This is a genomic window from Herbiconiux sp. FW305-C-125, assembly GCF_058783455.1.
The window spans coordinates 540,472-564,052 of sequence record NZ_JBYSYO010000001.1 but is presented as its reverse complement, the minus strand read 5'-3'; the positions used below and the strand labels follow the sequence as shown (position 1 = coordinate 564,052).

Sequence of the window (23,581 nt, the reverse complement as noted above, 5' to 3'; positions counted from 1 at the left end):
GTCAGTTGCCGCGACAACCACTTTCAGCGGGCGATCGACGCCAGACGCCACTGGCGCACCTGGCCGGGGCGGATGGCGGCGCAGGTGGAGAGGAGCGGGTCGGAGAGCATCTCGGTGAGCTCGACCGTGACGGGGCGCGGGTCGTCTGCCGTGCCGGCGAGGCGCACCGTCCAGGTGCCGCCGTCGTGCCAGTGCTCCTCGAGCGGGGCGTAGGCGCCGACGCGGTCGTCGCCGTACTCGAGCCGGGCGAAATGCTGCGCCGCCTGCACCGGGTGGGTGAGCGAGCTCCGGCCGCGGAAGAACTCCTCCTGCACCCGCCCCTCGAGGTAGGCCTCCGCGATGCCGACGGCGTCGCCGTCGTCGACCCGGCCGTAGTAGAGGCCGTGCGGGAGCAGCACCATGGTGCCCGCGAAGCGGTCGCCACCGAGGTGGGAGCACTCCCAGGTCTCGTCGGGGAAGGCGTCGGCGAGCTTCGTCACCACCGGGCGGCCGCGCACCGCGCAGCACTGGTCGTGCCGGGCGTGGGCGCAGACGGCGAAGATCGGGCGATCGGATGCGACCCCCGTCGACCCGTCGAGCGGCACCTCGAGGAGGTCGGCCGGGTCGGCCACCTCGCCCCACCGCACGCTCTCCCGCCCCGGGCGGGAGTCGACGACGGCCCAGCGCCAGCTGCGCTGCGGAGGCCTGCGACCGGTGCGGCGGATGGCGAGCGGGCGCATCCCGGCTGCCTCGATGCGGGTCACCAGGGCGCGGCCGAGCTCTTCGTCGAAGGGCGGGTCGAGGAGCGCGCGCGTGCCCCACGCGCCCGACACCTCGATGAGGAACCACTGCAGCCCGCGCGACCCCGTGGCGGCGAGCGGATCGCTCCGCTCCCGCGCGCAGTCGCTGCACGGCGCCCACCCGGCGGCCGGGCCGAGGTTCTTGGCCGTCACGCCGCGCTCGTCGCCCGGCCAAGGCCGGGGCCGCGGGCGCTGCGCGCTGCTCGGGGCATCAGGCGGGCACCAGGATGCCCTCGCGCAGCAGGCGGCGGGCCACCACGATCGCCGATTCGAGGTCGAGGCCGGGCAGCTCGGCGAGCGTGACCGCGGTCAGGCCGCCCTCATGCAGCCGGCGCACGGCCGCTTCGGCGTCGATCGGCAGCGCGACCGTCTTCGCCGCCGTGACGATGCGCACGTGGGCGCCATCGCTGCTGCTGTCGATGCGCGCACCGAGCGAGCCGCGCCACCGCACCGCGGTGTCGGGGCCGAGTGCGGCGATCGCGTCGACCGTCGTCAGCGGAGCGACCGGTTCGGGCCTGGTCGCACCGGCGAATCGGGCGGCCAGGTGCCGTGACACGGTCGCCGCCGGGTCGGGGGCCCGGAATGCGGGGGGCGCGACCGCGTTCTCGAGCTGATCGTGCGCATCCGGGAGCGCGGTCAGTGCCCGCACCAGCTCGGCCACCGTCTCCTCGACCACCGGGCGCAGCGCATCCGCATCGCTGAAGTCGAGGCCCAGCGGGAGGGAACCGCGCAGGGCAGGCACGTCACCGAGGGTGGAGACGAGCGCGCGCACCACGTCGGCGCGGGTGTAGGCCGCGACGCCGACGGTGAGATGCACCGAGGTTCCGCCGAGCGCCTCGGCCGAGTGCAGCCAGCCGCGGGGGAGGTAGAGCGCGTCGCCCGGCCGCAGCACGGCGTCGATCACCGGCTCGTTCTGCGCCTCACGGGCCACGGCCTCGCGGTGGTCGCCCCAGGGCTGGTCGCGCAACGGGTCGACGTGCACCGGCGCGTGGATGCGCCAGTGCTTCTCGCCCGCGATCTGCAGCACGAACACGTCGTGCACGTCGTAGTGGGGGTCGAAGCCGCGCGACGATGCCGGGGTGATGTAGGCGTTCACCTGCGCCGGATGCCCGATGTCGTCGACCAGGCGCCGGGTGAAGTCGATCAACGGCGGCCACAGCCGGTGCAGCCCCTGCAGCACGATGGTGGCTCCGGTGGCGAACTCGGCGAGCACCTTCTCGGAGCTCACCTGGTCGCCCACCTCGGCGCCGAACCCGCCGGGGGCCGTGTAGGCGCCGGGCGAGAGCACAGTGCCCTCTTGCGCCATGCGGATGAACGGGGTTCGCACCCCGCGCTCCGCGATCAGTTCGTCGACGGCCCGCTCGCTGAACAGGTCGTCGAAGCCCTCCGGAAGGGTGTCGGCGGGGGAGAGGAGTGGCCGCCGGCCCCAGAGCTCACGCGCGAACTCATCGGGCGCGACATTGATGCAGCGGGAGAGCGCGGGCCGGGTGACCGACCCGCGCTCGATCTCGATCGTCACGCCGAGCCGTCGGCCCCGCCGTCGTGGCCGCCGGGGTTCGCGCCGCCGTCGGCCGTGCCCTCGCCCTCGTCGGCCGAGCCGTCGGCGCCGCCGTCGTGCCCGCCCGGGTTCGCGCCGCCGTCGGCGGTGCCTTCGCCGCCCGCTGCCGAGCCGTCGGCGCCGCCGTCGTGCCCGCCCGGGTTCGCGCCGCCGTCGGCCGTGCCCTCGCCGCCCGCTCCGGCCTCGGTCGTGATGTCGTCGTCGTTGATAGCCATGCCGTTCTCCGTTCACCTGTGACGGTCGTTGCCGTCGATCCGAGCGTACGCCGAACCCCCGACGCCCCGTACCCCTTGTGCGCGGGCTCAGCCCGCGGTCAGGATGTGGTGGAGTAGATCGTCGTCAGCTGATCGGCGATCGCCGCGAGTTCATTGCGCACCGAGACCGGCGAGAGTACCTCGGCGAACGCGCCCCAGCCGGCCAGCTGCCGCGCGATCAGCGCTCCGGTCGGCGCCGACAGCCGCACCCGGCTGCGCCCGTCGGCAAGCCGCTCGAGCTCGTCGCAATTCTGCCCGAACTGTGCGCGCAGATACCCGAGCAGCGGCGATGCCACCACCGCGACAGCGGTCACCGCGGCGCGTTCGGTCGCCACCTCGGCCACCACCCGATCCCAGGCCGCGCCGAGGTCGAAGTCGTCGGGGCGGGTGGCCGGCTCCTCGGTCGGCGTGACGGCACGCATCCGGTCGACCCGGAACGTGCGTTCGCCGTCGCGGCCATCGACGCCGCCGAGCAGGTACCAGACCTCGTTCTTCTCCACGAGACCCCAGGGCGACACGAGGTAGTCGGTCTCCGCCTTCGACCAGCCGGCGTAGCGGATGCGCACGACCCGCCGCTGCACCACCGCGGTCTGCAGCGTCTCCACGAACGCAGGTCGCGCGCGGCCCGCCCGCCCCCACGCAGCCGGGTCGACCACCACGGCGGACGCCGCGGCCTCGGCGTCGGCCCGGAACGTCTCGGGCAAGGCGCGCACGAGCTTGCGCAGCGCCGACTTCGCGGCCGGATCGATCGCCGCTGCGGGCCCGAGGAGAACGAACAGCGCCTGCGCCTCGGGCGAGCTGAGCCCGCTGAGGTCGGTGCGGGCGCCGCCGAGCAGGGCCCAGCCACCGCCGCGGCCGGGCTGCGGATAGACCGGGATGCCCGCACCTGAGAGCGCCTCCAGGTCGCGCCGGGCCGTGGCCACCGAGACCTCGAGCTCCTGGGCGAGTTCACGGGCCGTCACCCGGCCGCGCGCTTGGAGGAGGAGAACGGTGGCCACGAGCCGGTCTGCGCGCATGCCTCCATTCTCGTCAGAAAAGTAGTCAATCGATGAGCACTTTCGAGTCGCAGACTGAGTGCACGAACGAACAGACGCACCGCGAAGAAGGAGAACCACCATGTTGCGAGGACTGTCCACCGTCAGCTTCTACGCCGCCGACCTCGCCGCCGCCGAGCGGTGGTACGCCGAGGTGCTCGGCATCCCGGCCTACTATCACGTGCCGGGATACACCGAATTCCGTATCGGCGACCACGAGCACGAACTCGGCATCATCGACGCTCGCTATGCTCCGCCCACCCGCACCGGCGGGCTCGGCGGCGAGATCGTGTACTGGCACGTCGACGACCTCGAGGCATCGCTCGCCCGCCTGATCGACCTGGGTGCCACACCGCACGAGGCGCCGCGCGAGCACGGCCCCGGCTTCGTGACCGCGTCCGTCGTCGACCCGTTCGGCAACATCCTCGGTGTCATGTTCAACCAGCACTACCTCGATACCCTGGCCGCCGAGCGAGGCGGTGACGGTGGTGCTGTGCCGGGACCCCCATCGCGCTGAGCGGCTCCTCGAACACTCGCAGGTCAGGCACTCGCAGGTCAGGAGGCTAGCGTGGACGCATGCGAGCACTCACCCACGCCAGTTTCGGCGACGCCACCGACGTTCTCGAGGTCACCGAACTCCCGCTTCCTGAACCGGGCCCGGGCGAAGTGCGCGTGCGCACGGTGCTCTCGCCGATCCACAACCACGACCTGTGGACCATCCGCGGCACCTACGGCTTCAAGCCGGAGCTGCCCGCCGCCGCCGGAACGGAGGCCGTCGGCGTGGTCGACGCGCTCGGCGACGGCGTGACTTCACTCGAGGTGGGCCAGCGCGTCGTCGCGGGTGGCGTCTTCGGCGTGTGGGCCGAGTACTTCGTGGCGAAGGCGGCCGGCCTCGTCCCGGTGCCCGACGGCATCGCCGACGAGGCTGCGGCACAGCTGATCGCCATGCCCTTCAGTGCGCTCAGCCTGCTCGACTACCTCGACGTCGAGCCCGGGGAGTGGATCGCCCAGAACACGGCCAACGGGGCGGTCGGCCGTCTCGTCGCCCAGTTCGCCGCCCGCCGCGGAGTGCGCGTGCTGGGCCTCGTGCGGCGCGACGCCGGCGTCGACGAGCTCGCAGCCGCCGGCATCCACGACGTCGTCTCCACCGAGAACGACGGTTGGCAGGATGCGGCGGCGGCACTGCTCGACGGCGCGAGCCCGCGGGCGGCGGTCGACTCGGTCGGCGGAAGCTCGGCCGGCGACCTGGTCGACCTGCTGGGTGAGGGCGGTCTCCTCGTGTCGTTCGGCGCCATGGGCTCGGGCGATCTGCAGATCCCGTCGGGCGCCCTGATCTTCAAAGACGTCACGGTGAAGGGCTTCTGGGGCAGCCGCGTGAGCCGCGAGATGGCCGCAGGCAAGCGGTCGGCACTGTTCGCCGAGCTGTTCGAGCGCATCGGCTCGGGCGAGGTGCAACTGCCGGTCGAGGCGATCTTCTCGTTCGAGGACGCCCGGCAGGCCGCGGCGGCGAACGCCGCGCCGGGTCGCGACGGAAAGATCCTGCTCCGCTTCTGACGCAGGCCGGTGGGCTTCGGTCAGCGCCGCCAGCGGTACTCGAACTCGGGGCGGCCGGGCTGCCCGTAGCGCGGGGAGCGTTCGACGGTTCCCGACGCGGCGAGGTTCTCGAGGTAGCGGCGCGCGGTCACCCGCGACAGGTGTAGTTCGGCTGCGATCTCACTCGCCGACAGCGCGGTGTCGGCGGCGCGGAGGGCCGCGATGATGCCCGCCCGGGTGTCGGGCGCCAGCCCCTTGTCGAGCACGGGCGCCGACTCCGTGCGCAGGCTCGCGAACGACTGGTCGACGTCGTCCTGGGTGGTCACCCCCTGCACCTCGCCGAGGCCGGCACGGAACGCCCGGTACCCGTTGAGCTTCTCGGCGAACACGGGGAACGCGAACGGCTTGATGAGGTACTGCACGATGCCGAGCGACACCGCCTGACGCACCACGGCGATGTCGCGCACCGCCGTCACGGCTATCACGTCGACGTCGATCCCCACCGACCGCAACTGCCGGCAGAGGTCGATGCCGTGCACGTCGGGCAGGTTCATGTCGAGCAGCACGAGATCGATCGGGTCGCCACCCGGGCCCGCGGATGCCTGCAGTCGCCGCACCGCCTGCGCCCCGTTCCCGGCGACACCGGCCACCTCGAAGCCCTCGAGCCGAGCGAGGTAGGCGGCGTGCGCCTCGGCGGTGATCGGCTCGTCGTCGACCACCAGCACCCGCAGCGGATTCACTGCTGCTCCACGGGGGCGGCGAGGGGGATGACGACGGTGAAGGTCGCCCCGGGCCCGTTCGTGACGGCGATGGTGCCGCCGAGCCGCCGGACCGACTGGCCGACGAGCGCCAACCCGATGCCCCGGCCGCCGACGCCGGCGTCTTTGGTGCTGTAGCCGCGCCGGAACACCTGCTCCGGTTCGGGCACGCCCGGGCCGGTGTCGGAGACCGCGATCAGGAGCGACGCCCGCTCGCGACGCACCGAGACGGTGACCTGCGGATGATCGTCGGCCGCCGCGTCGAGCGCGTTGTCGATCAGGTTGCCGACGATCGTCACGAGCTCGTCGGGCGCGGTGCCGAGCGGCCCGAGATCGGGCGCGAGCTCGAGCACGAGGGAGATGCCGCGTTCGCCCGCCTGCGCCGACTTGCCGAGCAGCAGCGCCGCGAGCACCGGCTCGTCGACCGCCGCCGACACCACCTGGTCGACCAGGTGCTGGCCGAGGTTCAGCTGGTGCGCCGCGAACTCGAGCGCCTCATCGGGTCGCCCCAGCTCGATCAGCGCCACGATGGTGTGCAGCCGGTTCGAGAACTCGTGCGTCTGCGAGCGCAGGGCGTCGGAGAGCGTGCGCATCGAGTCCAGCTCCCCGCTCAGCTGCTGCAGTTCGGTGTGGTCGCGCAGGGTCGTGACGGTGCCGAGCCGTCGCGCCGGCCCGGTCGAGGCCGCCGAGACGGCGACCGACTGGTTCACCACCAGCACGCGATCGTCGGTGAGGTAGACCTCGTCGACCGCCACGGCGCCACTGCCGAGGAGTGACCGCAGCGGTCGGGCGATGGGCAGGTCGTCGAGGGCGAGCGGATGCGCATCCGCCGGCTGCGAGCGGAGGCCCAGCAGCTCGGCTGCCTGATCGTTGTAGAGCACGAGCCGGCCTTTGGTGTCGACCAGCACGAGTCCTTCGCGCACCGAGTGCAGCACGCCTTCGTAGTAGGCGAACATGCGGCTGAGCGCCTCGGGGCCGCGCCCCCAGGTGACGCGGCGAAGATACCGGCTCAGCAACCACGACGCGAGCGCCCCCACCAGGAGGGTGGCGAGAGCCGCGCCGATCACGAACGGCAGCCGTTGCGCCAGGGCGGCCGAGAGGTTGCTCACGGTGACCCCGGCGGAGACCAGTCCGATGACGGTGCCCTGCGCATCCGTCACCGGGACGACCGAGCGCACCGAGGGGCCGAGGGTGCCGGTGTAGGTCTCGGTGAAGCTCTGCCCGGCGAGGGCCGGGGCGATGGTGCCCTGGAACGGTTTGCCGATCTGGCTGGGGTCCGGATGCGTGTAGCGGGTGCGATCGGGATTCATGATGGTGATGAAGTCGATCGAGGTGTCGGCCATTAGCGTCAGGGCGTAGGGCTGGAGTTCGGCGCTCGGGTCGGCCGACGAGAGCGCGTCGACCACGAACGGGTTGTCGGCGATGGCCGTGGCCACCGCCATCGTCTTCTGCCCGGCGTCGGTGTCGACGTCGTTCTGGGCGTCGGCCCAGAGCCACATCACGGCGACGCCGGTGAGCAGTGCGATGAACGACACCTGGAGCACGAAGAGCCGGGCCGAGATGCTGAGGCCCGCGATCCATGCCTTCATCGCTGCCTCCTTCGGCCTCGCTGCCCGTCATTCGGTGTGATCACGATAACGCCGCCGCGCCCGAGCGGGCTCTGAACAATATGAACACAAGGCCGGCCGGATGCGCGGCGCCACCCATGCTGATCTCCTCACCACCAGCGAGCCGTCGACGCAGACGCGGCGGCCTTGACCGTTAGGAAGACCCATGGCAATGACGCACACGGTTCGGCCGACCAGGAGACGCCGGCTCGACCGATCGCACTACCTCTACATCGCGGTGATCGTGGCCGTGGCGGCCGGCATCGCGGTGGGACTCCTCTTCCCCGACTTCGCGAGGGGCCTGAAGCCGCTCGGTGACGGGTTCGTGGCGCTCATCAAGATGATGATCGCGCCCATCATCTTCTGCACCATCGCGCTCGGCGTCGGGTCGATCGCCAAAGCGGCCACGGTCGGCAAGGTGGGCGGGCTCGCGCTCGGCTACTTCGTGATCATGTCGACCTTCGCGCTCGGCATCGGGCTCGTGGTGGGCAACCTCATCCATCCCGGTGACGGCCTCAACATCGCGACCACCACCTACGACACGTCGACGCTCGCCCCGGCCGACTCCACCGAGTTCGTGCTCGGCATCATCCCCACCTCGTTCCTGACGTCGTTGACGTCGGGGAGCATCCTGCAGGCGCTGTTCGTGGCGCTCCTCGTCGGCTTCGCGCTGCAGCGGATGGGCGCGAAGGGCGAACCGATCCTCGGCGCCATCCGCCAGCTGCAGCAGCTGGTGTTCCGCATCCTCGGCATGATCATGTGGGTCGCCCCGATCGGTGCCTTCGGCGCGATCGCCGCCGTGGTGGGCACGACGGGCGTGGCCGCGCTGGTCGCGCTCGGGGCGTTGATGGGCGCGTTCTACATCACCTGCATCCTGTTCGTGGTGGTCGTGCTCGGCGGCCTCCTGAAGCTCGTCACGGGCATCAACATCTTCCGGGTCATGAAGTACCTGGCGCGGGAGTACCTGCTGATCGTGTCGACCTCGTCGAGCGAGGTGGCCCTGCCGCGGTTGATCGCGAAGATGGAGCACCTCGGCGTCTCGAAGCCGGTCGTGGGCATCACCGTCCCCACGGGCTACTCGTTCAACCTCGACGGCACGGCGATCTACCTCACGATGGCGTCGATCTTCGTCGCCAACGCACTCGGCACCCCGCTCAACCTCGGCGAGCAGCTCTCGCTGTTGGTGTTCATGATGATCGCGTCGAAGGGCGCCGCGGGTGTCACCGGTGCGGGCCTCGCAACACTCGCCGGCGGGTTGCAGGCGCATCGCCCCGACCTCGTCAACGGCGTCGGACTGATCGTGGGCATCGACCGGTTCATGTCGGAGGCCCGTGCGCTCACGAACTTCACCGGCAACGCGGTCGCCACCCTCCTCATCGGCAAGTGGACGAAGCAGATCGACACCGGCCAGGTGCGACAGGTGCTCGCCGGCACCCTGCCGTTCGACGAGACGACGATGAGCGCCGACGACCACCTGAGCGACGACGAGAAGACGCATCACGCCCGCGACCTCGCCGCGGCGGGCCAGGAGGAGCGGGTCTCCACCGGCGCCATCGCGAGCATCGTGCACGGGCCGGACGCCGACACGCGCGTGCCTGCGCGCAAGTAGCTCCTAGCGGGCGGCCGGCCACGGCTCGTCCGCGTGAGCGAGCCACACCCGGTGGGGCTCGAGCGCGCGGATGAGCCGCTGGCCCTCGGTGGCCGGCGCGTCGAGTTCGCCGGCCCACACCGCGGTGTCACCGGCGATCACGACCGGACCGTCGGCCGTCTCGATCACCACGATCTGCGACCCCCGCGTGTGCCCCGGCGCGGGAACGAGGCGGATGCCCGGCAGCAGTTCGAGCTCGCCGTCGACCTCGGTGTAGCTCACGCCGGGCGCATCCACCCACTCGCGGATGGTGTAGTCGTCCTGCGTCCGCGCATCCTCGAGCTCCTGGCGCTGCACGTAGACCGGGGTGCCGGGGAACAGGTGGTTGCCGCCACAATGGTCGAAGTGCAGGTGGGTGTTGACGACCGCGGTGATGCCACTGAGGTCGATGCCCTTCTCGGTGAGGGGCTCGAGCTGCGGGTCCATGTCGGCGACGGCCGGGTGCAGCTCGGTCAGACCGGTGTCGACGAGCACCCGGCCTTCAGGATGTTCGATGAGGTGCACGTAGAGGGGCATCCGCTCCTCCTCGCCCACGAAGAGGGTGGCGACGCGCACCGGCGTCACGGTGAGCGAGGGAGTCGTCATGTGGACACTGTACACTTCGGGCGGACCGAGCGATGGTCCGAGGGCTGATGTCACGCCCCGATCTGGAGGCCGAGGGGCAGCATCGCGGAATCGGCCGGGCGGGTGAGGTACTGGATACCGCGCGGGGAGAGCACCTGCTCGATGGCCGAGACCATCCCGCCGATGAGGCCGGCCTCACTGCCGAGCGCGCTGTGCGTGACCGAGAGGTTGCGCGTGGCCAGCGGCTGCGCCTGCTGGTAGACGACGCTGCGGATCTGCGAGAGCACATCCTCGGTGCACTCCGTGACATCGCCGCCGATCACGATCCGGGCGGGGTTGCAGAAGTTCACCAGGTCGGCGATGGCGCGGCCGAGCGTCGCGGCGGTCTCCCGCACGATGCTCACCGTCGTGGCGTCACCGAGCACGAGCCGGTCGATGAGGTCTTTCGAGCTCACCGGGACCTCGAGTGCCTCCGACACGCGACCGGCCATCGCGCCCACCGAGGCGATCGCCTCGAGGCATCCGCGGTTGCCGCAGCTGCAGAGCACGTCGCTCATGTCGCGCATCTGGATGTGGCCGACGTCGGCCGCGGCACCGTCGGCTCCGTGCAGGAGCAGTCCGCTCTCGCTGACGAATCCGGCACCGACGCCCGTGTCGATGTTGATCATGAGCAGCGGCAGATGGGCTCCGCCGTATGCCCGCGCCTCGCCCAGGGCCATCAGATTCACATCGTTGTCGGCGATCACGTCGCAGGTGAACCGCTCCGCCATGAAGGAGCAGACGCTGAACCCGTCCCAGCCGGGCATCAGCGGGGGGCGCACGGCGAAGCCGAGGTGGGAGTCGACGGGGCCGGGTAAGCCGACCGAGATGGCGAGCGCATCGGCGTTGGTCAGTTCGTGCGCGTGCAGCATCTCCGAGAAGGCGTCGCAGATGGCGCCGAGCAGGGCCACCGGACCGGCATCGACGCGCATGTCGACCTCCCGTCGTTCGACCACGACCTTGTCGAGAGTGGTCACCACCAGCCGGGACTTCTCGATCGAGACGTCGGCCACGAGCACCACCCCGCGGCCGGCGCTGATCGTGAAGACCTGAGCCGGGCGGCCGCGCAGATTGGCCCCGCCGAGGCCGCCGTCTTCGATCAGCCCGTTGGCGAGCAGTACGCCGAGGTGCCCGTCGATCGTCGACCGGGCGAGTCCTGTTGCCCGCACGATCTCGCGGCGACTGACGCGGACGCCATCCGCGATCATCCGCGCGATCACACTCCGGGCGGCGTGGGCGTCAGGAGCGAGGTTCTGGTCGGGCTTCAGAAGTTGCACCTCTGTCCACAGCGTTCCCATTTGTCGAATGTCCCCTTCGCGGCCCTGATTTATGTTTTTTTCAGAATAAATCGGGCGTCTTTTTTCTCTTCTCAACGCTATTTAGAGTAAGTGAGCGCTCAAGAAATGACCAGCCATCGTCGGTTGTAGAAAGAAAGAGGTCGAAGATGACACTCCGCTTGGAGGTGAAGGGCCTCTCGAAGCACTTCTTGGGAGTGCAGGCACTGCAGGACGTGAGCTTCGGGATCGAACCGGGCCAGGTCGTCGCCCTGATCGGCGAGAACGGCGCCGGCAAATCGACCCTCATCCGCATCCTCTCGGGGGCGCACGCCCCGGACACGGGAGAGGTCTTCGTCAACGGCGAACCCGCGACGATCACCGGACCAGCCGCGGCCGAGCAGCTCGGTATCGCGACGGTGTACCAGGAGCTCAGCCTCTTCCCCGACCTGTCCGTGGCCGAGAACCTGCTGTTCGGGGCCTACCCGGGCAAGGGCATCATCAACTGGCGCGCGGCCAATAAGGAGGCCGCGGCCTTTCTCGAGGACCTGGGCCTCTCGGTCGACGTCACCGCGAAGGTGCGTCAGCTCGGCATCGCCGAGAAGCAGATGCTCGAGATCGCGAAGGCGCTCCACCGCCGGGCTCAGATCGTGATCCTCGACGAGCCCACCGCGGTGCTGGGCGGCGAGGACGTCGATCACCTGCTCGCCCTCGTGCACGGTCTCAAGGAACGCGGCGTGAGTGTGATCTTCGTCTCCCACCGGTTGGAAGAGGTGTTCGGCCTGGCCGACCGCTACGTCGTGCTGAAGGACGGCGCGCTGAGCGGCGTGGGAAAGATCTCGGAGACCAATCACGACGAGCTCGTGTCGAAGATGGTCGGCCGGGAGTTCACGCGCGCCCCCCGCGCCGTCAACCAGACCTTCGGCGACGTCGCGCTCGAGGTGACCAACCTCTCGCGAGCCGGCGTGCTCGACGACATCTCGTTCTCCGTGCGCGCCGGCGAGGTGGTCGGCATCGCCGGGCTCCGTGGTGCCGGCCGCACCGAGCTCGCGCGGGCCATCTACGGCGCCGACCGCATCACGAGCGGCGAGGTGAAGGTGCATGGCACGGCGACGTCCATCACCAATCCGCTGCGGGCGATCCGGGCCGGCTTGGGACTCGTGCCGGAGGAGCGCAAGACCCAGGGACTGTTCGTCGCTTTGTCCACGGCCGCGAACATCCCGATCGTTCGGATGCTCAAGCGTGGGGCGGCCCGTTCCCACCCCGGCGCGGACCGTCGCACCGCTGCCGACTACGTCACGAAGCTCCGCATCAAGGCGGGCGACGTCACCGCACCGGTCGGCACCCTCTCCGGGGGGAACCAGCAAAAGGTCGTGCTCGCGAAATGGCTGGAGGCGGGTGCCGACGTGCTCATCCTCGACGAGCCGACCCGCGGCATCGACATCGGCGCCAAACAGGAGATCTACGAACTCATCCAGGCGCTCTGCGAGCAGGGTCGCGCGGTGATCGTGATCTCCTCCGAGCTCCCGGAGGTGCTCGCCCTCAGCCACCGCATCCTCGTCATGTACCACGGCCGCATCGCCGCCGAGCTCGACGGGGCGACCGCCACCGAGGAGTCGATCATGTTCCACGCAGTAGGAGGAAAGCAATGAGCACCACCGCACCCGGCCGGGGCGCACTGAACACGTTCTCGATGCGGCTGCGCAGCAACTGGCTGCCCATCGCGATCTTCGTCGGCGCCGTGGTTCTGGTGGCGATCTTCGTGCCGGCCTTCTTCCAGCCGAACAACCTCCTGAACGTCGGGCGTCAATCGGCCATCGTCGGCGTGATCGCCATCGGCATGACCTTCGTCATCCTCACCGGGGGCATCGACTTGAGTGTCGGATCGATCCTCGCGCTCTCCGGTGTCACCACCGCCTTGCTCATCAACAACGGGATGGTCGTCCCGCTCGCCATGGTCATCGCCCTGATCGTCGGGCTCGCCGTCGGCGTGTTGAACGGACTCGGTGTGGCGGTGCTCGGCATCCAGCCGTTCATCATGACCCTGGCGACCATGGTGGCCATCCAGGGTCTGTCGCTCCGGCTCACGAACGGCGGTCCGCAGCAGTTCAGCAACACCGAGGAGATCTTCCGCGTGATCGGGAGCGGCAACGTCTTCGGCATCCCGGGCCCGTTCCTGGTGTTCCTGATCGTGGCGGTCATCGGCATCCTGGCGCTCCGCTACCTCGCCTTCGGCCGCTACGTGTACGCGATCGGGGGCAGCCTCGAGGCTGCCCGGCTCTCGGGAGTGCGCACCAAGCGCACCCTCGTGATGGCCTACGCCATCAGCGGGCTCTGCGCCGGACTCGCCGGCGTCATGACGGCGTCTCGCCTCGGCGTCGGCGACCCAACGGCGGGAAGTCTCTCGAACCTCGATGCGATCACCGCGGTGGTCATCGGCGGAACGAGCTTGATGGGCGGCACCGGCGGCGCCGTCGGCACGGTGTTCGGCGCCCTGCTGCTCGCTGTGCTCTCGAACGTGATGAACCTCATCGGCATCTCGCCGTTCGATCAGCAGATCGTCAAGGGCGCCGTCATCGTCATCGCCGTGCTGGTCGCCGTCCAAGCCACCCGCCGCCGGCTGCGCGAACGCAAGCCGCTCGCGCCGCGCAAATAACGCATCCGATCGTCTGTCGTCACTCCACCCACCACCACCACCAAGAGAAAGGTGCAATGATGCACGCCCTGAACAAGACCAGAGCACGTTGGCTCGCCCTCGCCGCCATCACCGGTTCGGTCGCACTGCTGACCGCCGGATGCACGTCGACGGGGTCCACCAGCCCCACGTCGGTCAACGAGCAGGTGGGCGATGAACTCGCCCCCAGCATCTACTGCGGCGAGGAATGCCAGAGCCAGCTCACGCTCAAGGCCGACCCCGCGTCGATCGACTGCCCGGTCGGCGTCTCGTGGAGCAGCGCCTCGTTCCCGTACGGCGCGAAATCGACCAAGCAGATCCCCGAGTTCGCGAAGGCGTTCTTCCCCGGCATGAAGGTCACGGTCAGCGACGGCCAGGGTGACGCGACGACCCAGTCCGGTCAGGTCGACGACATGATCGCGCAGGGGATCAAGGTGCTCATCATCTCGCCTCAGGACGCGGCGGCCCTGGCCGGTGCCGTCGACCGGGCGACCGCGGCCGGCATCAAGGTCATCGCGGCCGACCGGGCCGTCGACACCACCGTCTCCACCTACATCGGCTCCGACAATGTCGAGGCCGGCCAGGTCAGCGGCGAGGCGGTCGTCTCCGACTTCCCCGACGGCGCGAAGGTCGTCGAGCTCGCCGGCAGCCTCGGCGCCTCGCCGACGATCGATCGCGGCAACGGCTTCCGCACGGCCATCGAGGGCTCGAAGGTCGAGATCGTGGCGAGCCAGACGGCGAATTACGACCGGGCCGAAGGGCTGAAGGTGATGGAGGACTTCCTCCAGCGCTTCCCGTCGGGCCAGATCGACGCCGTCTTCACGCACAACGACCAGATGTCGTTCGGCGCGATCCAGGCCATCAAGGAAGCCGGTCGTGAGGGCGAGATCAAGGTCTACGGCATCGACGGTGAGTCGGGCGCCCTCGACATGGTGAAGGCCGGCGACTACACCGCAACCGTCGGCTATCCGCTGGTTGTGAAGGAAGCCACGATCGCTGCCGCGAAGCTCTGCGCCGGTGAGCCCATCGACGAGCGCATCGTGCTCGACTCCACCCTCATCAACGCCGACAACGTCGACGACTACATCGGCCGCGCCCCCCAGTGATCGCGACCGGGCCGGATGCGCTACGCGGCGCATCCGGCCCACCCCGACTTCCCTCTGAAAGGAAAGACATCATGAAGATCTCCTACAACACCTGGGCCTACTCCAGCTTCTTCGTCTGGGTTCCGGCGTACACTCTCGACGAGACGATCAAGCGGATCGCGGGCCTCGGCTACGACGGCATCGAGATCGGCGCCGCCGCGCCCCACGCCTACCCGCCGCACCTCGGCGCCGACCGGCGCAAGCAGGTGCGTGAGCTGCTCGACGAGCACGGCATCCAGCTCTCCAGCATGCTGCCGGCTCCCTCGGGCGGCCCGGGCAACAACCCGGCCTCGCCCTACATCGAGGAGCGTCGCGCCACCGTCGAGCACTACAAGGAGCTCGCCGAGATCACCGCGCAATGGGGTGGCAAGACCCTCATCTACCTGCCGGGCTGGATCATCTTCGGCACCACCCGCCGCCAGGCCTGGGCCTGGAGCCGCGAGGTGCTCACCGAGGTGGCCGACGCGATCGCCCACACCGGCGTGACCCTCGTGATCGAGCCCACCTCGCACGACACCAACCTCTGCATGAGCGCCGACGACGCCATCGAGCTGATGGAAGACGTCAACCGGCCGAACGTGAAGCTCATGTTCGACACCTTCCATGTCATGTACAACAAGGAGGTGCTGAGCGACTACGCCTACAAGATGGGCGAGAACCTCAAGCACATCCACATCTCCGACAACGACCGGCTTCCCCCCGGCTCGGGCGTCGGCGACTTCCCCTCGCTCGTCGACGCGCTGATCGACGTGAAGTTCGACGGCTTCCTCACGATGGAGACCGGCTTCCACCGTCGTGGCATCGAGCCCGACGAGGACGCCCGCACCTCGATCGAGTACCTGCGCCCCCTGGTCGAGCAGAAGCTCGCCGCACGGGCGGACGCGAACACCGGCGCGTGACGAGACCCGAAAGGCAGTGGTGACGATGGAGTCGACGTTCTCCAACGATTTCGCACTCTTGTTCCTCAACGTGAGGGAGGCCGCGACGGTCGAAGCGCTCGTCGGGCACATCATCCCCTCCGAGCCGGACTCGCCCGGCGCGTGGGAGGCCGGGGTGACCGAGTACATCGACCGGGCGCTGTCGGGCTTCCTGCGCGACCTCCAGCCGGTCTACCGGGAGGGGTTCGCCGAACTCGACGTGTTCTCCGTCGAGACCTCCGGCGCCCCGTTCCTGGAGCTCGACGAGGAGCAGCAGCTCGGGATCGTGGTCACGCTCGACGAAGTCAGCCGCACGGATCCCGAGGCGTTCCTCGGCCAGTTCTTCCGCATCGTGCGGGAGCACACGGTGCAGGGATTCTTCGGCGATCCGGCGTACGGCGGCAACCGCGAAGTCGTCGGCTGGAAGCTGGTCGGCTTCCCCGGCGCCCAGTGGGGCTACACGCCGGAGCAGATGCGCCCCGGCGTCGACTCCGCCACCATCCCCATCCTCACGGTCAAAGACCTCTACTCACGGATCGGAAGCGCGCGATGAGAGAAGAATTCGACGCCATCGTCGTCGGCATGGGTTCGGCGGGAGGCATCATCGCCGAGCAGCTCACGAAAGCCGGCGCGCACGTGCTGGCCCTCGAGAAGGGCCCGGACTACACCCAGGACGACTTCCTGGTGAAGCAGGACGAGCTGCGCTACTACCAGCGCGGCGCGATCGTCGCGGGCGTGAACGTCGACCCGGTCACCTGGCGGCCGAACGAGACGACCACGGCGCGCGTGCTGCCCTGGTCGGCGGGCGCCCTCGGCACGGACGAGCCGCTCTACGGCCTGCCATCGATCGGCACCGGCGGCGGCACCCTGCACTGGGGCTGTGCGGCCTATCGGTTCCGCGAAGCGGACTTCCGGATGCGCTCCGCCATCGCCGAGCGATTCGGCGAGGCCGCGCTGCCGGAGGGGTCGTCGCTGGCCGACTGGCCGATCAGCTACGCCGACCTCGAGCCCTACTACGAGCGGGTCGAGCAGGAGCAGGGTCTGTCGGGCCGCGCGGGCAACATCGACGGCGTGCTGCAGGAGGGCGGGAATCCGTTCGATCCGCCGCACGCCCGCGACTATCCGATGCCCCCGGTCACCCAGGGGCCGGGCGACGTGCCGTGGGTCGAGGCCACCAAGCGCCTCGGTCTGCACCCGTTCCGCCAGCCGCTCGCCATCAACTCGGAGGAGTACCGCGGGCGGCCGGCCTGCGTGAACTGCGGCTTCTGCCACGGGTTCCCGTGCCACGTGAAGGCGAAGTCCACCACGCAGGTTACCTCGGTGCCGGAGGCGAAGGCCACCGGAAACCTCGAGCTGCGCGCGCGGAGCCGGGTGCTGCACATCAACCGTTCGGCCGACGGCCGCGAGGTGACCGGGGTGACCTATGTCGACGCGCGCGGCGAGACCCACGACGTGTACTCCAACACGGTCGTGCTCACGGCGTATGCGCTCGAGAACGTGCGTCTGATGCTCATCTCGGGCATCAACTCCAACGGGCAGGTGGGTCAGCACTTCATGACCCACAACTTCGGCTGGTTCACCTCGGTGCTGCCGGAGCCGACGAACCCGTTCCTCGGCACCTTCAACGCCTCCAGCGCCATCGACGACTACACCTCCGAGCTCGTGCCCGACAACGATCTGGGCGTGCTCTGGGGCTCGCCGATCATCAGTGTCACCGGTGATCTGCAGCCGATCGAGGCGTACCACAACATGAACCCGGCCGTTCAGAAGTTCGGGCTCGAGTTCAAGCACTGGCTGCGCGACAACTACCGGCACATGCACCGCATGTACTCGCAGACCACCAACTTCCCCTACGCCCGGCACTACGCCGACCTCGACCCCGTGGTGAAAGACCGCTGGGGTCAGCCGGCCCTCCGCATCACACACGACTGGGACGACCACGACGCCAACTCGGTGACCCTGATGGGCCGCTACAAGGAGCGCATCGCGCAGGAGATGGGCGCCAAGGAGTACTGGATGGACTCGCCGCGCCCGCCCTACCACCTCTCGACCCACGACGTCGGCGTGCACCGCATGGGCCTCGATCCGGCGACTTCGGTCACCGACGTCTACGGCCAGGTGCACGAGTGCAAGGGGTTGTTCGCGGTCGGCGGCGGCCAGTTCGTGAGCTACGGCGGTTACAACCCGAACCAGACCGTGCAGGCGCTCGCTTACCTGAGCGCGGAGCACCTGCTGGCCTCGAACGGCGTGCGGCTCAGCCGTGCATTGACCCAGGCGGCGTGATGGGGCGCTTCACCGGCAGGGTCGCGTTCGTCACGGGCGCGGGCCGGGGGCAGGGGCGCGCGCATGCGCTCCGGCTCGCGCGGGAGGGAGCGGATGTCGCGCTGCTCGATCTGGGGAGCGCGGGGCGGGTCGAGCATCCGTCGTACCGCACGGCGACGAGGGACGATCTCGATGCGGTGGCCGAGGAGGTGCGCGCGCTCGGCCGTCGCGCCGAGATCTTCGAGGTCGACGTGCGCGATCCTGCGGGCTTGCAGGATGCAGCGGATGCTGCGGCCGAGCGCCTCGGCGGCATCGACCTGCTCGTGGTGAACGCCGGTATCACCGACGGCTTTCACGACGCCTGGGAGCTGCCGGTCGAGAACTGGCGCACCATGATCGACATCACGCTGTCGGGCGCGTTCTACACCTGCCGCGCGGTGCTGCCGCACCTGCTGCGGCGGCCGGAACGCGCATCCGTCGTGCTGATCGGGTCAGGCGTGGCGATCAGGCCGGTGCCGGGGCTCAGCCACTACGTGGCGGCGAAGGCGGGTCTCGTGGGGTTCGCCGGTGCACTGGCCGCCGAGCTCGGGCCGCACGGCATCCGTTGCAACTCGGTGCACCCCGCCGGGATCGACACCGAGATGACCACCGCGATGGTGGAGCTCAACGGCATCCCCCGCGAGGAGTTGCTGAGCGGGTTCCGCGAGCGGCAGCTCATTCCGCAGAACGTCGAGATCGTCGACGTCACGGCCGCCGTGACCTGGCTGCTCTCCGACGAGGCGCGCCGGGTGACCGGGCTCGCCATGACCGTCGACGCGGGCGAGACGAAGAAGTGACCAGCTCCGACGGAGCGAGAGAGGACGAGAACATGACCACCCAGAACGTCTACCGCGTGGGCATCGTGGGCCTGGAATTCGGTGCGGAGTTCATCCCCATCTACCAGCGCCACCCCAACGCCGAGATGTACGCCATCTGCCAGCGCACGCAGTCGAAGCTCGACGAGGTCGGCGACCGCTACGGCGTCGACGTGCGCTACACCGACTACGAGCGGATGCTCGCCGACCCGGCGATCGACATCATCCACATCAACACGCCGCTGCAGTTCCACGCCGACCACGTGGTCGCCGCGCTCGAAGCCGGCAAGCACGTGGGGTGCACCATCCCGATGGCGACGTCGGTGGAGGACTGCAAGCGCATCGTCGACGCGCAGCGGCGCACCGGGCTGACCTACATGATGATGGAGACGACGGTCTACAGCCGCGAGTTCCTCTTCGTGCAGGACCTGTACCGCAGCGGCAAGCTCGGCAAGCTCCAGTTCCTGCGCGCCTCGCACCACCAGGACATGACCGGGTGGCCGTCGTACTGGGACGGCATGCCGCCGATGTACAACGCCACCCACGCGATCAGCCCCACGCTCGCGCTCGGGCGCCACCAGGCCGAGTCGGTGCAGGCACTCGGCTCGGGGTCCGTGTTCGAGCGGATGAAGGGCGCCTACGGTGCGCCGTTCGCGATCGAGTCGACGCACATCCGGTTCCTCCACGCCGACCTCGGCGCGGAGGTGACGCGGCACCTCTGGGCGGTGGCACGGGAGTACCGCGAGAGCTTCGACGCCTACGGCGCCATCCGGTCGTTCGAGTGGACGCAGACCGAGGGCGGCCAGCACGTCGTCTACCTCGGCGAGCAGGCGGAGCGCGTCGAGGTCCCCGACTTCGCGAGCCGTCTGCCCGAGCAGATCCGGTCGTTCACCACGGCCGGCGTCTACACCGACGAGGGGGAGTCGGAGCATCGCTCCTTCGTGCAGGGCGGAGGCCACGGGGGATCGCATCCGCACCTCGCGCACACGTTGCTCATGGCGGTGGCGGGGGAGCAGGAGGCGTTCCCGAACGCCGTGCAGGCGGCGAACATCACCTGCTCGGGCATCCTCTCGCACCAGTCGGCGCTGCAGGGCGGCGAGAAGATCTACTTGCCGGAGTGGACGCTGAGCGACGAGAAGCCGTTCGAGGTGGAGCTCGTCGAGGGCCGCGAGCCCGCGTGGGCGGGAGAGACCGGCCTCTGAGCGGGTCCGCGCCCCCGAAAGGGAGGGCGGCGGTCGCTCTCCTGCTTCGTTTAGTGTGAGCGGGCGGATCTCGGATGGTGAGCCGCGACGACCGCAACGGGGGACGGCTGTGGGCATGATCGGACGGGCGCGCGGCGCCGGCGTGGCGATGGCCGTGGTGGTGGCACTTGTGCTCGGCGGAGCCGGTGCCGCCAGCGCCGACGAGACCTGGGGTGACGGACCGCAGCCGACGCCCGAGGACAGCGCCGGAGGGACTGACCTCGCGCCGCTCTCGGGTGAGGCGGCGCGCGCCGCCGGGGCAGCCGTGCTGGTGTTCGGCTCGAGCGACAACGGCTACGAGCGCGACAACCTCGCGGCGACGCTGACCGAGCTCGGCGCGGTCGTCGACACCGAGGACACCCTGCCCGACGACCTCGCGCAGTACGCCGAGATCTGGAACGCGGATGCCTACGGCAGCTTCGATGAGGCGGTCGAACAGCGCCTCGTCGGTTTCGTGCGGCGCGGCGGAGGCCTCTACCTCACCGGGGAGCGTCCCTGCTGCGAGCCGCTCAACGACAGCGTCGAACGCGTGGTGAACGAGCTGGTCGACGGGGGTGGCGTCACCATCGGCGACCAGGGCGACATCGACGGACCCTTCACCTTCAACCCGGACGCGGCCGATGAGGCCACCAGGCTGCCGAACGTGCTGGTGGACTTCGTGCCCGACTCGCCCGGCGGCATCCTCGGCATCGGGGGCATCAGTGCTCGCAACGTGCTCGCCAGCAATGCGAGCATCGCTGTGGGCGGCGTGTGGTCGGACGACGACCTCGTCGGTGCGGCCGGCCGGCTGGCGGTGTTGATGGACATCGACTGGCTCGGCTCGGAGTCGCGTGAGCCGATCATCGAGAACCTGCACACCTTCTTGAGCTTCGGGGTGAGCTGCGCGCCGGCCGACGAGCATCCGACCATCGTCTGGACCTCGACCATGCCCGAGAACTGCGGCACCATCATCGCCCCCGACACCGTCAACTTCCTCGCCAGCGTGCAGCGCGGGTCGATCGACGTGCAGGTGCAGGGCCGCGGGATCGACCTCGATTGCGATCACTTCGCCGGCTCCCCGGTCACCTCGGCGTCGCAGCTCTGCCGCTTCACGAGCGTGCCGGTCGAGGGAGCGAGCATCGTCGTCACCGCGACCGCGAGCGACTTCGGCGAGTCGACGCTGTTCTTCCGCATCAAGAACAAGAACGATCCGCGCAATGTGCCGTCGGGCTTCGCTGCTGCGTCGAACTGGTGGGAATGGCCGGACGGCGACAACGACGGCATCCCCGACAAGTGGGAGCTCGACGGGGTCTGGGGCAAGAACGGGTTCCTCGATCTGCCGGGGCTCGGCGCCGACCCGCGGCACGCCGACCTCTTCGTGTACGGCGACTACCAGGAGGGGTTCGAGGTGTCGGACCGGATGCGCGACAACGCCCGCGCCGCCTTCGCCGCGTCGCCCCTCAACGGCGGCCAGGGGGTGGACCTGCATTTCGTGAGTGGCAACGCGGCGCCCGCCTCCCTCATCCGCAATCTGTCCTTCACCAAGGACTTTGTGAACCAGTCGGGAGTCGACGAGGAGACGCAGAAGGACTTCCAGCGCATCGCCACGTACACCGGCTTCCTCGCGAGTCCGTATGCCGGGGGTGACGGGGTGCCGCAGATCGTGAAGTGGTGGCTCAACTACGACCGCACCGACGGCGATGTCGCGAACGACGGGGCGGTTCTCGGGCAGGCCATCATCAACGGCAGCCTGCTGTGGACGTCCGTGGAATCGCAGTACCGGCAACTCGATCCCGGCGCGAACGAGCGCGCCCTCGACTGGACGCGGGCGTCGAACTTCGTGCACGAACTCGGTCACTCCCTCGGGCTCGGGCACGGAGGCGCGAGCCTCGAGCACAGCAAAACGCCCACGAAGTACCAGAGCGTGATGAGCTACTCGTACAGCACGACGGGTGTGCCGAGTGTGCCACCGCCGAGCGATCCGGCCGGGAAGATCAGCTTCCGCATCGACTACTCACGCCAGAACACCATCAACAACGACTGGCGCTGGCGGGCGCCGAACGGGGCGCGTTACGGCAGTCTCGAGTTCGTGCAGGGGCAGAACGGCGAGTACCCCCGGTTCTACGGTGACAGCTTCGCCAACGTCTTCTCGTTCGAAGGCGAGCCCACCGAGGCGCACGACCTCGAGGAGATCACCCGCGAGATCGACCCGGCCGACTATCAGGCGTTCGCGGCGGAGTTCGAGTTCGAGAGCGCCCTGGTGTTTCCGAAGGTCACGCCGCCGAGTGGTGCCTGGTCTGCGCGGGAGCAGCCGACGCTCACTCTTTCGGCCACGGACATCGGGGACGCGGCGAGCGTGCTCGTCGACGCGGCGCCGGAGCACGGCACCCTCACCACCGACGGGCTGTCGCTGCGCTACACGCCGGCCGCGGGCTACTCCGGACCCGATTCGGTGACCGCGCGCGTGACGAGTGACGGGCTGTCGTCGGAGCCCCTGACGATCGCCATCACGGTCACCGTTCCGCCGTACACCTGGCCGCCCGCGGTCACGCGGGTCGCCGGAGCCGACCGCTACGAGGCCGCCATCAACGTGTCGAAAGCGGCGTACCCCACCCGCTCGGCCGATCAGGTGGTCTACGTGGTGACCGGCACCAACTACCCGGATGCGCTGTCGGCGGGGCCCGCGGCGGCGAAGGCGGGTGCGCCCCTGCTGCTGACCGACACGTCGGTCTTGCTGCCGATGGTCAAAGCGGAGATCCAGCGTCTCGCGCCCGTGAAGATCGTGGTCGTGGGCGGCCCCAGCTCCGTGTCTCCCGCCGTGTTCGCGCAGCTGACGGCCCTGCAGAAGAACACGGTACGCATCTCGGGTGCCGATCGGTACGAGGCGTCACGCAATCTGGCCGAGTACGCCTTCGGCGACACGGCGGTCAGCACCGCCTACGTCGCCACCGGCGGAACCTTCCCCGACGCGCTGAGCGCGGGGGCCGCGGCCGCCAGTGTCGACGGCCCGGTGATCCTCGTGAACGGAGGCGCATCGGCACCCGACGCGACGACGAAGGCATTGCTGAACAGGCTCGGGGTCAGCGCCGTCAAGATCGCCGGGGGGCCGGCATCGGTCTCGGCGGGTGTCGAGAAGGGACTCGCGTCGGCGTCGCGCACCGTGGAACGTTTCGGCGGGGCCGACCGGTTCGCCGTGGCGGCGGCGGTCAACCTCGACGCCTTCGAGACGAGTTCGCGGGCGTTCCTGGTGACGGGGCTGAAGTTCCCGGATGCTCTCTCCGGCTCAGCATGGGCCGGCACGCTCGGAGCACCGCTCTACGTCGCGCACAGCGACTGTGTCCCGGTGGAGACGCTCGCGGCGCTCCGCGCTCAGAAGGTGACGGAGGTGACGCTGATCGGCGGCCCGGCCTCGCTGGATGCGCGGGTGGAGGCGCTCACCAGCTGCGGCTGAACGTCGGCCC

General features: G+C 69.6%; 20 protein-coding genes. 12 read left to right on the top strand and 8 right to left on the bottom strand.

Annotation, left to right across the window (positions count from 1 at the left end; all coding sequences use genetic code 11):
- Positions 1 to 23: 23 nt before the first annotated feature.
- The 4 genes from AC3WLB_RS02915 to AC3WLB_RS02900 all read right to left on the bottom strand — a co-directional run bounded on the left by AC3WLB_RS02915 (position 24) and on the right by AC3WLB_RS02900 (position 3,607).
- Complete coding sequence (locus AC3WLB_RS02915) at positions 24 to 932, bottom strand: ferredoxin family protein (protein WP_492503117.1); 909 nt, start codon at positions 930 to 932, stop codon at positions 24 to 26.
- A 58-nt stretch (positions 933 to 990) separates the two neighbouring features.
- On the bottom strand, positions 991 to 2,298 hold the full coding sequence (locus AC3WLB_RS02910; RefSeq protein ID WP_492503115.1) for a cupin domain-containing protein: 1,308 nt from the start codon (positions 2,296 to 2,298) through the stop codon (positions 991 to 993).
- A complete protein-coding gene (locus AC3WLB_RS02905; RefSeq protein ID WP_492503113.1) occupies positions 2,295 to 2,552 on the bottom strand; it encodes a BatC protein in 258 nt (85 codons plus the stop codon). The genes AC3WLB_RS02910 and AC3WLB_RS02905 overlap by 4 nt, the downstream gene beginning before the upstream one ends.
- 98 nt (positions 2,553 to 2,650) lie before the next feature.
- Positions 2,651 to 3,607: a helix-turn-helix transcriptional regulator gene (locus AC3WLB_RS02900; RefSeq protein WP_492503111.1), complete on the bottom strand. Its 957-nt coding sequence runs from the start codon at positions 3,605 to 3,607 to the stop codon at positions 2,651 to 2,653.
- Positions 3,608 to 3,707: 100 nt separating this feature from the next.
- Here AC3WLB_RS02900 and AC3WLB_RS02895 point away from each other — a divergent pair, with 100 nt between their 5' ends.
- Entirely contained in the window at positions 3,708 to 4,142 is a 435-nt protein-coding gene (locus tag AC3WLB_RS02895; protein ID WP_492503109.1) for a VOC family protein, read from the top strand.
- A 59-nt stretch (positions 4,143 to 4,201) separates the two neighbouring features.
- Complete coding sequence (locus AC3WLB_RS02890) at positions 4,202 to 5,179, top strand: zinc-binding dehydrogenase (protein ID WP_492503107.1); 978 nt, start codon at positions 4,202 to 4,204, stop codon at positions 5,177 to 5,179.
- Between the two features lie 20 nt (positions 5,180 to 5,199).
- Here AC3WLB_RS02890 and AC3WLB_RS02885 read toward each other — a convergent pair whose 3' ends face one another.
- Together AC3WLB_RS02885 and AC3WLB_RS02880 are read right to left on the bottom strand one after the other, a co-directional pair.
- Entirely contained in the window at positions 5,200 to 5,898 is a 699-nt protein-coding gene (locus tag AC3WLB_RS02885; RefSeq protein ID WP_492503105.1) for a response regulator, read from the bottom strand.
- Positions 5,895 to 7,505 carry an ATP-binding protein gene (locus tag AC3WLB_RS02880; protein WP_492503103.1) on the bottom strand — a complete coding sequence of 537 codons (1,611 nt, stop codon included), beginning with the start codon at positions 7,503 to 7,505 and terminating at the stop codon, positions 5,895 to 5,897. The genes AC3WLB_RS02885 and AC3WLB_RS02880 overlap by 4 nt, the downstream gene beginning before the upstream one ends.
- 184 nt (positions 7,506 to 7,689) lie before the next feature.
- Here AC3WLB_RS02880 and AC3WLB_RS02875 point away from each other — a divergent pair, with 184 nt between their 5' ends.
- Positions 7,690 to 9,132, top strand: a complete 1,443-nt coding sequence (locus AC3WLB_RS02875; protein WP_492503101.1) for a cation:dicarboxylate symporter family transporter — start codon at positions 7,690 to 7,692, stop codon at positions 9,130 to 9,132.
- A gap of 3 nt (positions 9,133 to 9,135) precedes the next feature.
- Here the strand turns inward: AC3WLB_RS02875 and AC3WLB_RS02870 are convergent, their stop codons facing one another.
- Entirely contained in the window at positions 9,136 to 9,756 is a 621-nt protein-coding gene (locus tag AC3WLB_RS02870) for an N-acyl homoserine lactonase family protein (RefSeq protein WP_492503099.1), read from the bottom strand.
- Between the two features lie 50 nt (positions 9,757 to 9,806).
- The gene (locus AC3WLB_RS02865) at positions 9,807 to 11,072 is read right to left on the bottom strand and encodes an ROK family transcriptional regulator (RefSeq protein WP_492503097.1); all 1,266 of its coding nucleotides are present in this window, start codon (positions 11,070 to 11,072) and stop codon (positions 9,807 to 9,809) included.
- Positions 11,073 to 11,218: 146 nt separating this feature from the next.
- Here AC3WLB_RS02865 and AC3WLB_RS02860 point away from each other — a divergent pair, with 146 nt between their 5' ends.
- The 9 genes from AC3WLB_RS02860 (at position 11,219) to AC3WLB_RS02820 (ending at position 23,571) form a co-directional block, all read left to right on the top strand.
- Positions 11,219 to 12,700, top strand: coding sequence for a sugar ABC transporter ATP-binding protein (locus tag AC3WLB_RS02860; protein WP_492503095.1), 1,482 nt, complete (start codon positions 11,219 to 11,221; stop codon positions 12,698 to 12,700).
- Positions 12,697 to 13,704, top strand: a complete 1,008-nt coding sequence (locus AC3WLB_RS02855) for an ABC transporter permease (protein ID WP_492503093.1) — start codon at positions 12,697 to 12,699, stop codon at positions 13,702 to 13,704. The genes AC3WLB_RS02860 and AC3WLB_RS02855 overlap by 4 nt, the downstream gene beginning before the upstream one ends.
- Before the next feature lie 56 nt (positions 13,705 to 13,760).
- The gene (locus tag AC3WLB_RS02850) at positions 13,761 to 14,828 is read left to right on the top strand and encodes a substrate-binding domain-containing protein (protein WP_492503091.1); all 1,068 of its coding nucleotides are present in this window, start codon (positions 13,761 to 13,763) and stop codon (positions 14,826 to 14,828) included.
- Between the two features lie 71 nt (positions 14,829 to 14,899).
- A complete protein-coding gene (locus AC3WLB_RS02845; protein ID WP_492503089.1) occupies positions 14,900 to 15,766 on the top strand; it encodes a sugar phosphate isomerase/epimerase family protein in 867 nt (288 codons plus the stop codon).
- 25 nt (positions 15,767 to 15,791) lie between these two features.
- Positions 15,792 to 16,337: a gluconate 2-dehydrogenase subunit 3 family protein gene (locus AC3WLB_RS02840; protein WP_492503087.1), complete on the top strand. Its 546-nt coding sequence runs from the start codon at positions 15,792 to 15,794 to the stop codon at positions 16,335 to 16,337.
- Positions 16,334 to 18,067 carry a GMC family oxidoreductase gene (locus AC3WLB_RS02835; RefSeq protein WP_492503085.1) on the top strand — a complete coding sequence of 578 codons (1,734 nt, stop codon included), beginning with the start codon at positions 16,334 to 16,336 and terminating at the stop codon, positions 18,065 to 18,067. Before AC3WLB_RS02840 ends, AC3WLB_RS02835 begins: the two co-directional genes overlap by 4 nt.
- Positions 18,067 to 18,882 (top strand): SDR family oxidoreductase, encoded by an 816-nt coding sequence (locus AC3WLB_RS02830; protein ID WP_492503083.1) that lies wholly within the window; start codon positions 18,067 to 18,069, stop codon positions 18,880 to 18,882. The genes AC3WLB_RS02835 and AC3WLB_RS02830 overlap by 1 nt, the downstream gene beginning before the upstream one ends.
- 32 nt (positions 18,883 to 18,914) lie before the next feature.
- Positions 18,915 to 20,102 (top strand): Gfo/Idh/MocA family protein, encoded by a 1,188-nt coding sequence (locus tag AC3WLB_RS02825; protein ID WP_492503081.1) that lies wholly within the window; start codon positions 18,915 to 18,917, stop codon positions 20,100 to 20,102.
- A 115-nt stretch (positions 20,103 to 20,217) separates the two neighbouring features.
- A complete protein-coding gene (locus AC3WLB_RS02820) occupies positions 20,218 to 23,571 on the top strand; it encodes a cell wall-binding repeat-containing protein (RefSeq protein ID WP_492503079.1) in 3,354 nt (1,117 codons plus the stop codon).
- The last annotated feature ends 10 nt before the right edge of the window (positions 23,572 to 23,581 follow it).

Coding starts and splice junctions, on each gene's coding strand:
- AC3WLB_RS02860 (WP_492503095.1), top strand. CDS start 11,219: ATGACACTCCGCTTGGAGGTGAAGGGCCTCTCGAAGCACTTCTTGGGA.
- AC3WLB_RS02900 (WP_492503111.1), bottom strand. CDS start 3,607: ATGCGCGCAGACCGGCTCGTGGCCACCGTTCTCCTCCTCCAAGCGCGC.
- AC3WLB_RS02890 (WP_492503107.1), top strand. CDS start 4,202: ATGCGAGCACTCACCCACGCCAGTTTCGGCGACGCCACCGACGTTCTC.
- AC3WLB_RS02870 (WP_492503099.1), bottom strand. CDS start 9,756: ATGACGACTCCCTCGCTCACCGTGACGCCGGTGCGCGTCGCCACCCTC.
- AC3WLB_RS02855 (WP_492503093.1), top strand. CDS start 12,697: ATGAGCACCACCGCACCCGGCCGGGGCGCACTGAACACGTTCTCGATG.
- AC3WLB_RS02895 (WP_492503109.1), top strand. CDS start 3,708: ATGTTGCGAGGACTGTCCACCGTCAGCTTCTACGCCGCCGACCTCGCC.
- AC3WLB_RS02850 (WP_492503091.1), top strand. CDS start 13,761: ATGATGCACGCCCTGAACAAGACCAGAGCACGTTGGCTCGCCCTCGCC.
- AC3WLB_RS02865 (WP_492503097.1), bottom strand. CDS start 11,072: ATGGGAACGCTGTGGACAGAGGTGCAACTTCTGAAGCCCGACCAGAAC.
- AC3WLB_RS02840 (WP_492503087.1), top strand. CDS start 15,792: ATGGAGTCGACGTTCTCCAACGATTTCGCACTCTTGTTCCTCAACGTG.
- AC3WLB_RS02875 (WP_492503101.1), top strand. CDS start 7,690: ATGGCAATGACGCACACGGTTCGGCCGACCAGGAGACGCCGGCTCGAC.
- AC3WLB_RS02835 (WP_492503085.1), top strand. CDS start 16,334: ATGAGAGAAGAATTCGACGCCATCGTCGTCGGCATGGGTTCGGCGGGA.
- AC3WLB_RS02905 (WP_492503113.1), bottom strand. CDS start 2,552: ATGGCTATCAACGACGACGACATCACGACCGAGGCCGGAGCGGGCGGC.
- AC3WLB_RS02830 (WP_492503083.1), top strand. CDS start 18,067: ATGGGGCGCTTCACCGGCAGGGTCGCGTTCGTCACGGGCGCGGGCCGG.
- AC3WLB_RS02845 (WP_492503089.1), top strand. CDS start 14,900: ATGAAGATCTCCTACAACACCTGGGCCTACTCCAGCTTCTTCGTCTGG.
- AC3WLB_RS02880 (WP_492503103.1), bottom strand. CDS start 7,505: ATGAAGGCATGGATCGCGGGCCTCAGCATCTCGGCCCGGCTCTTCGTG.
- AC3WLB_RS02820 (WP_492503079.1), top strand. CDS start 20,218: ATGATCGGACGGGCGCGCGGCGCCGGCGTGGCGATGGCCGTGGTGGTG.
- AC3WLB_RS02825 (WP_492503081.1), top strand. CDS start 18,915: ATGACCACCCAGAACGTCTACCGCGTGGGCATCGTGGGCCTGGAATTC.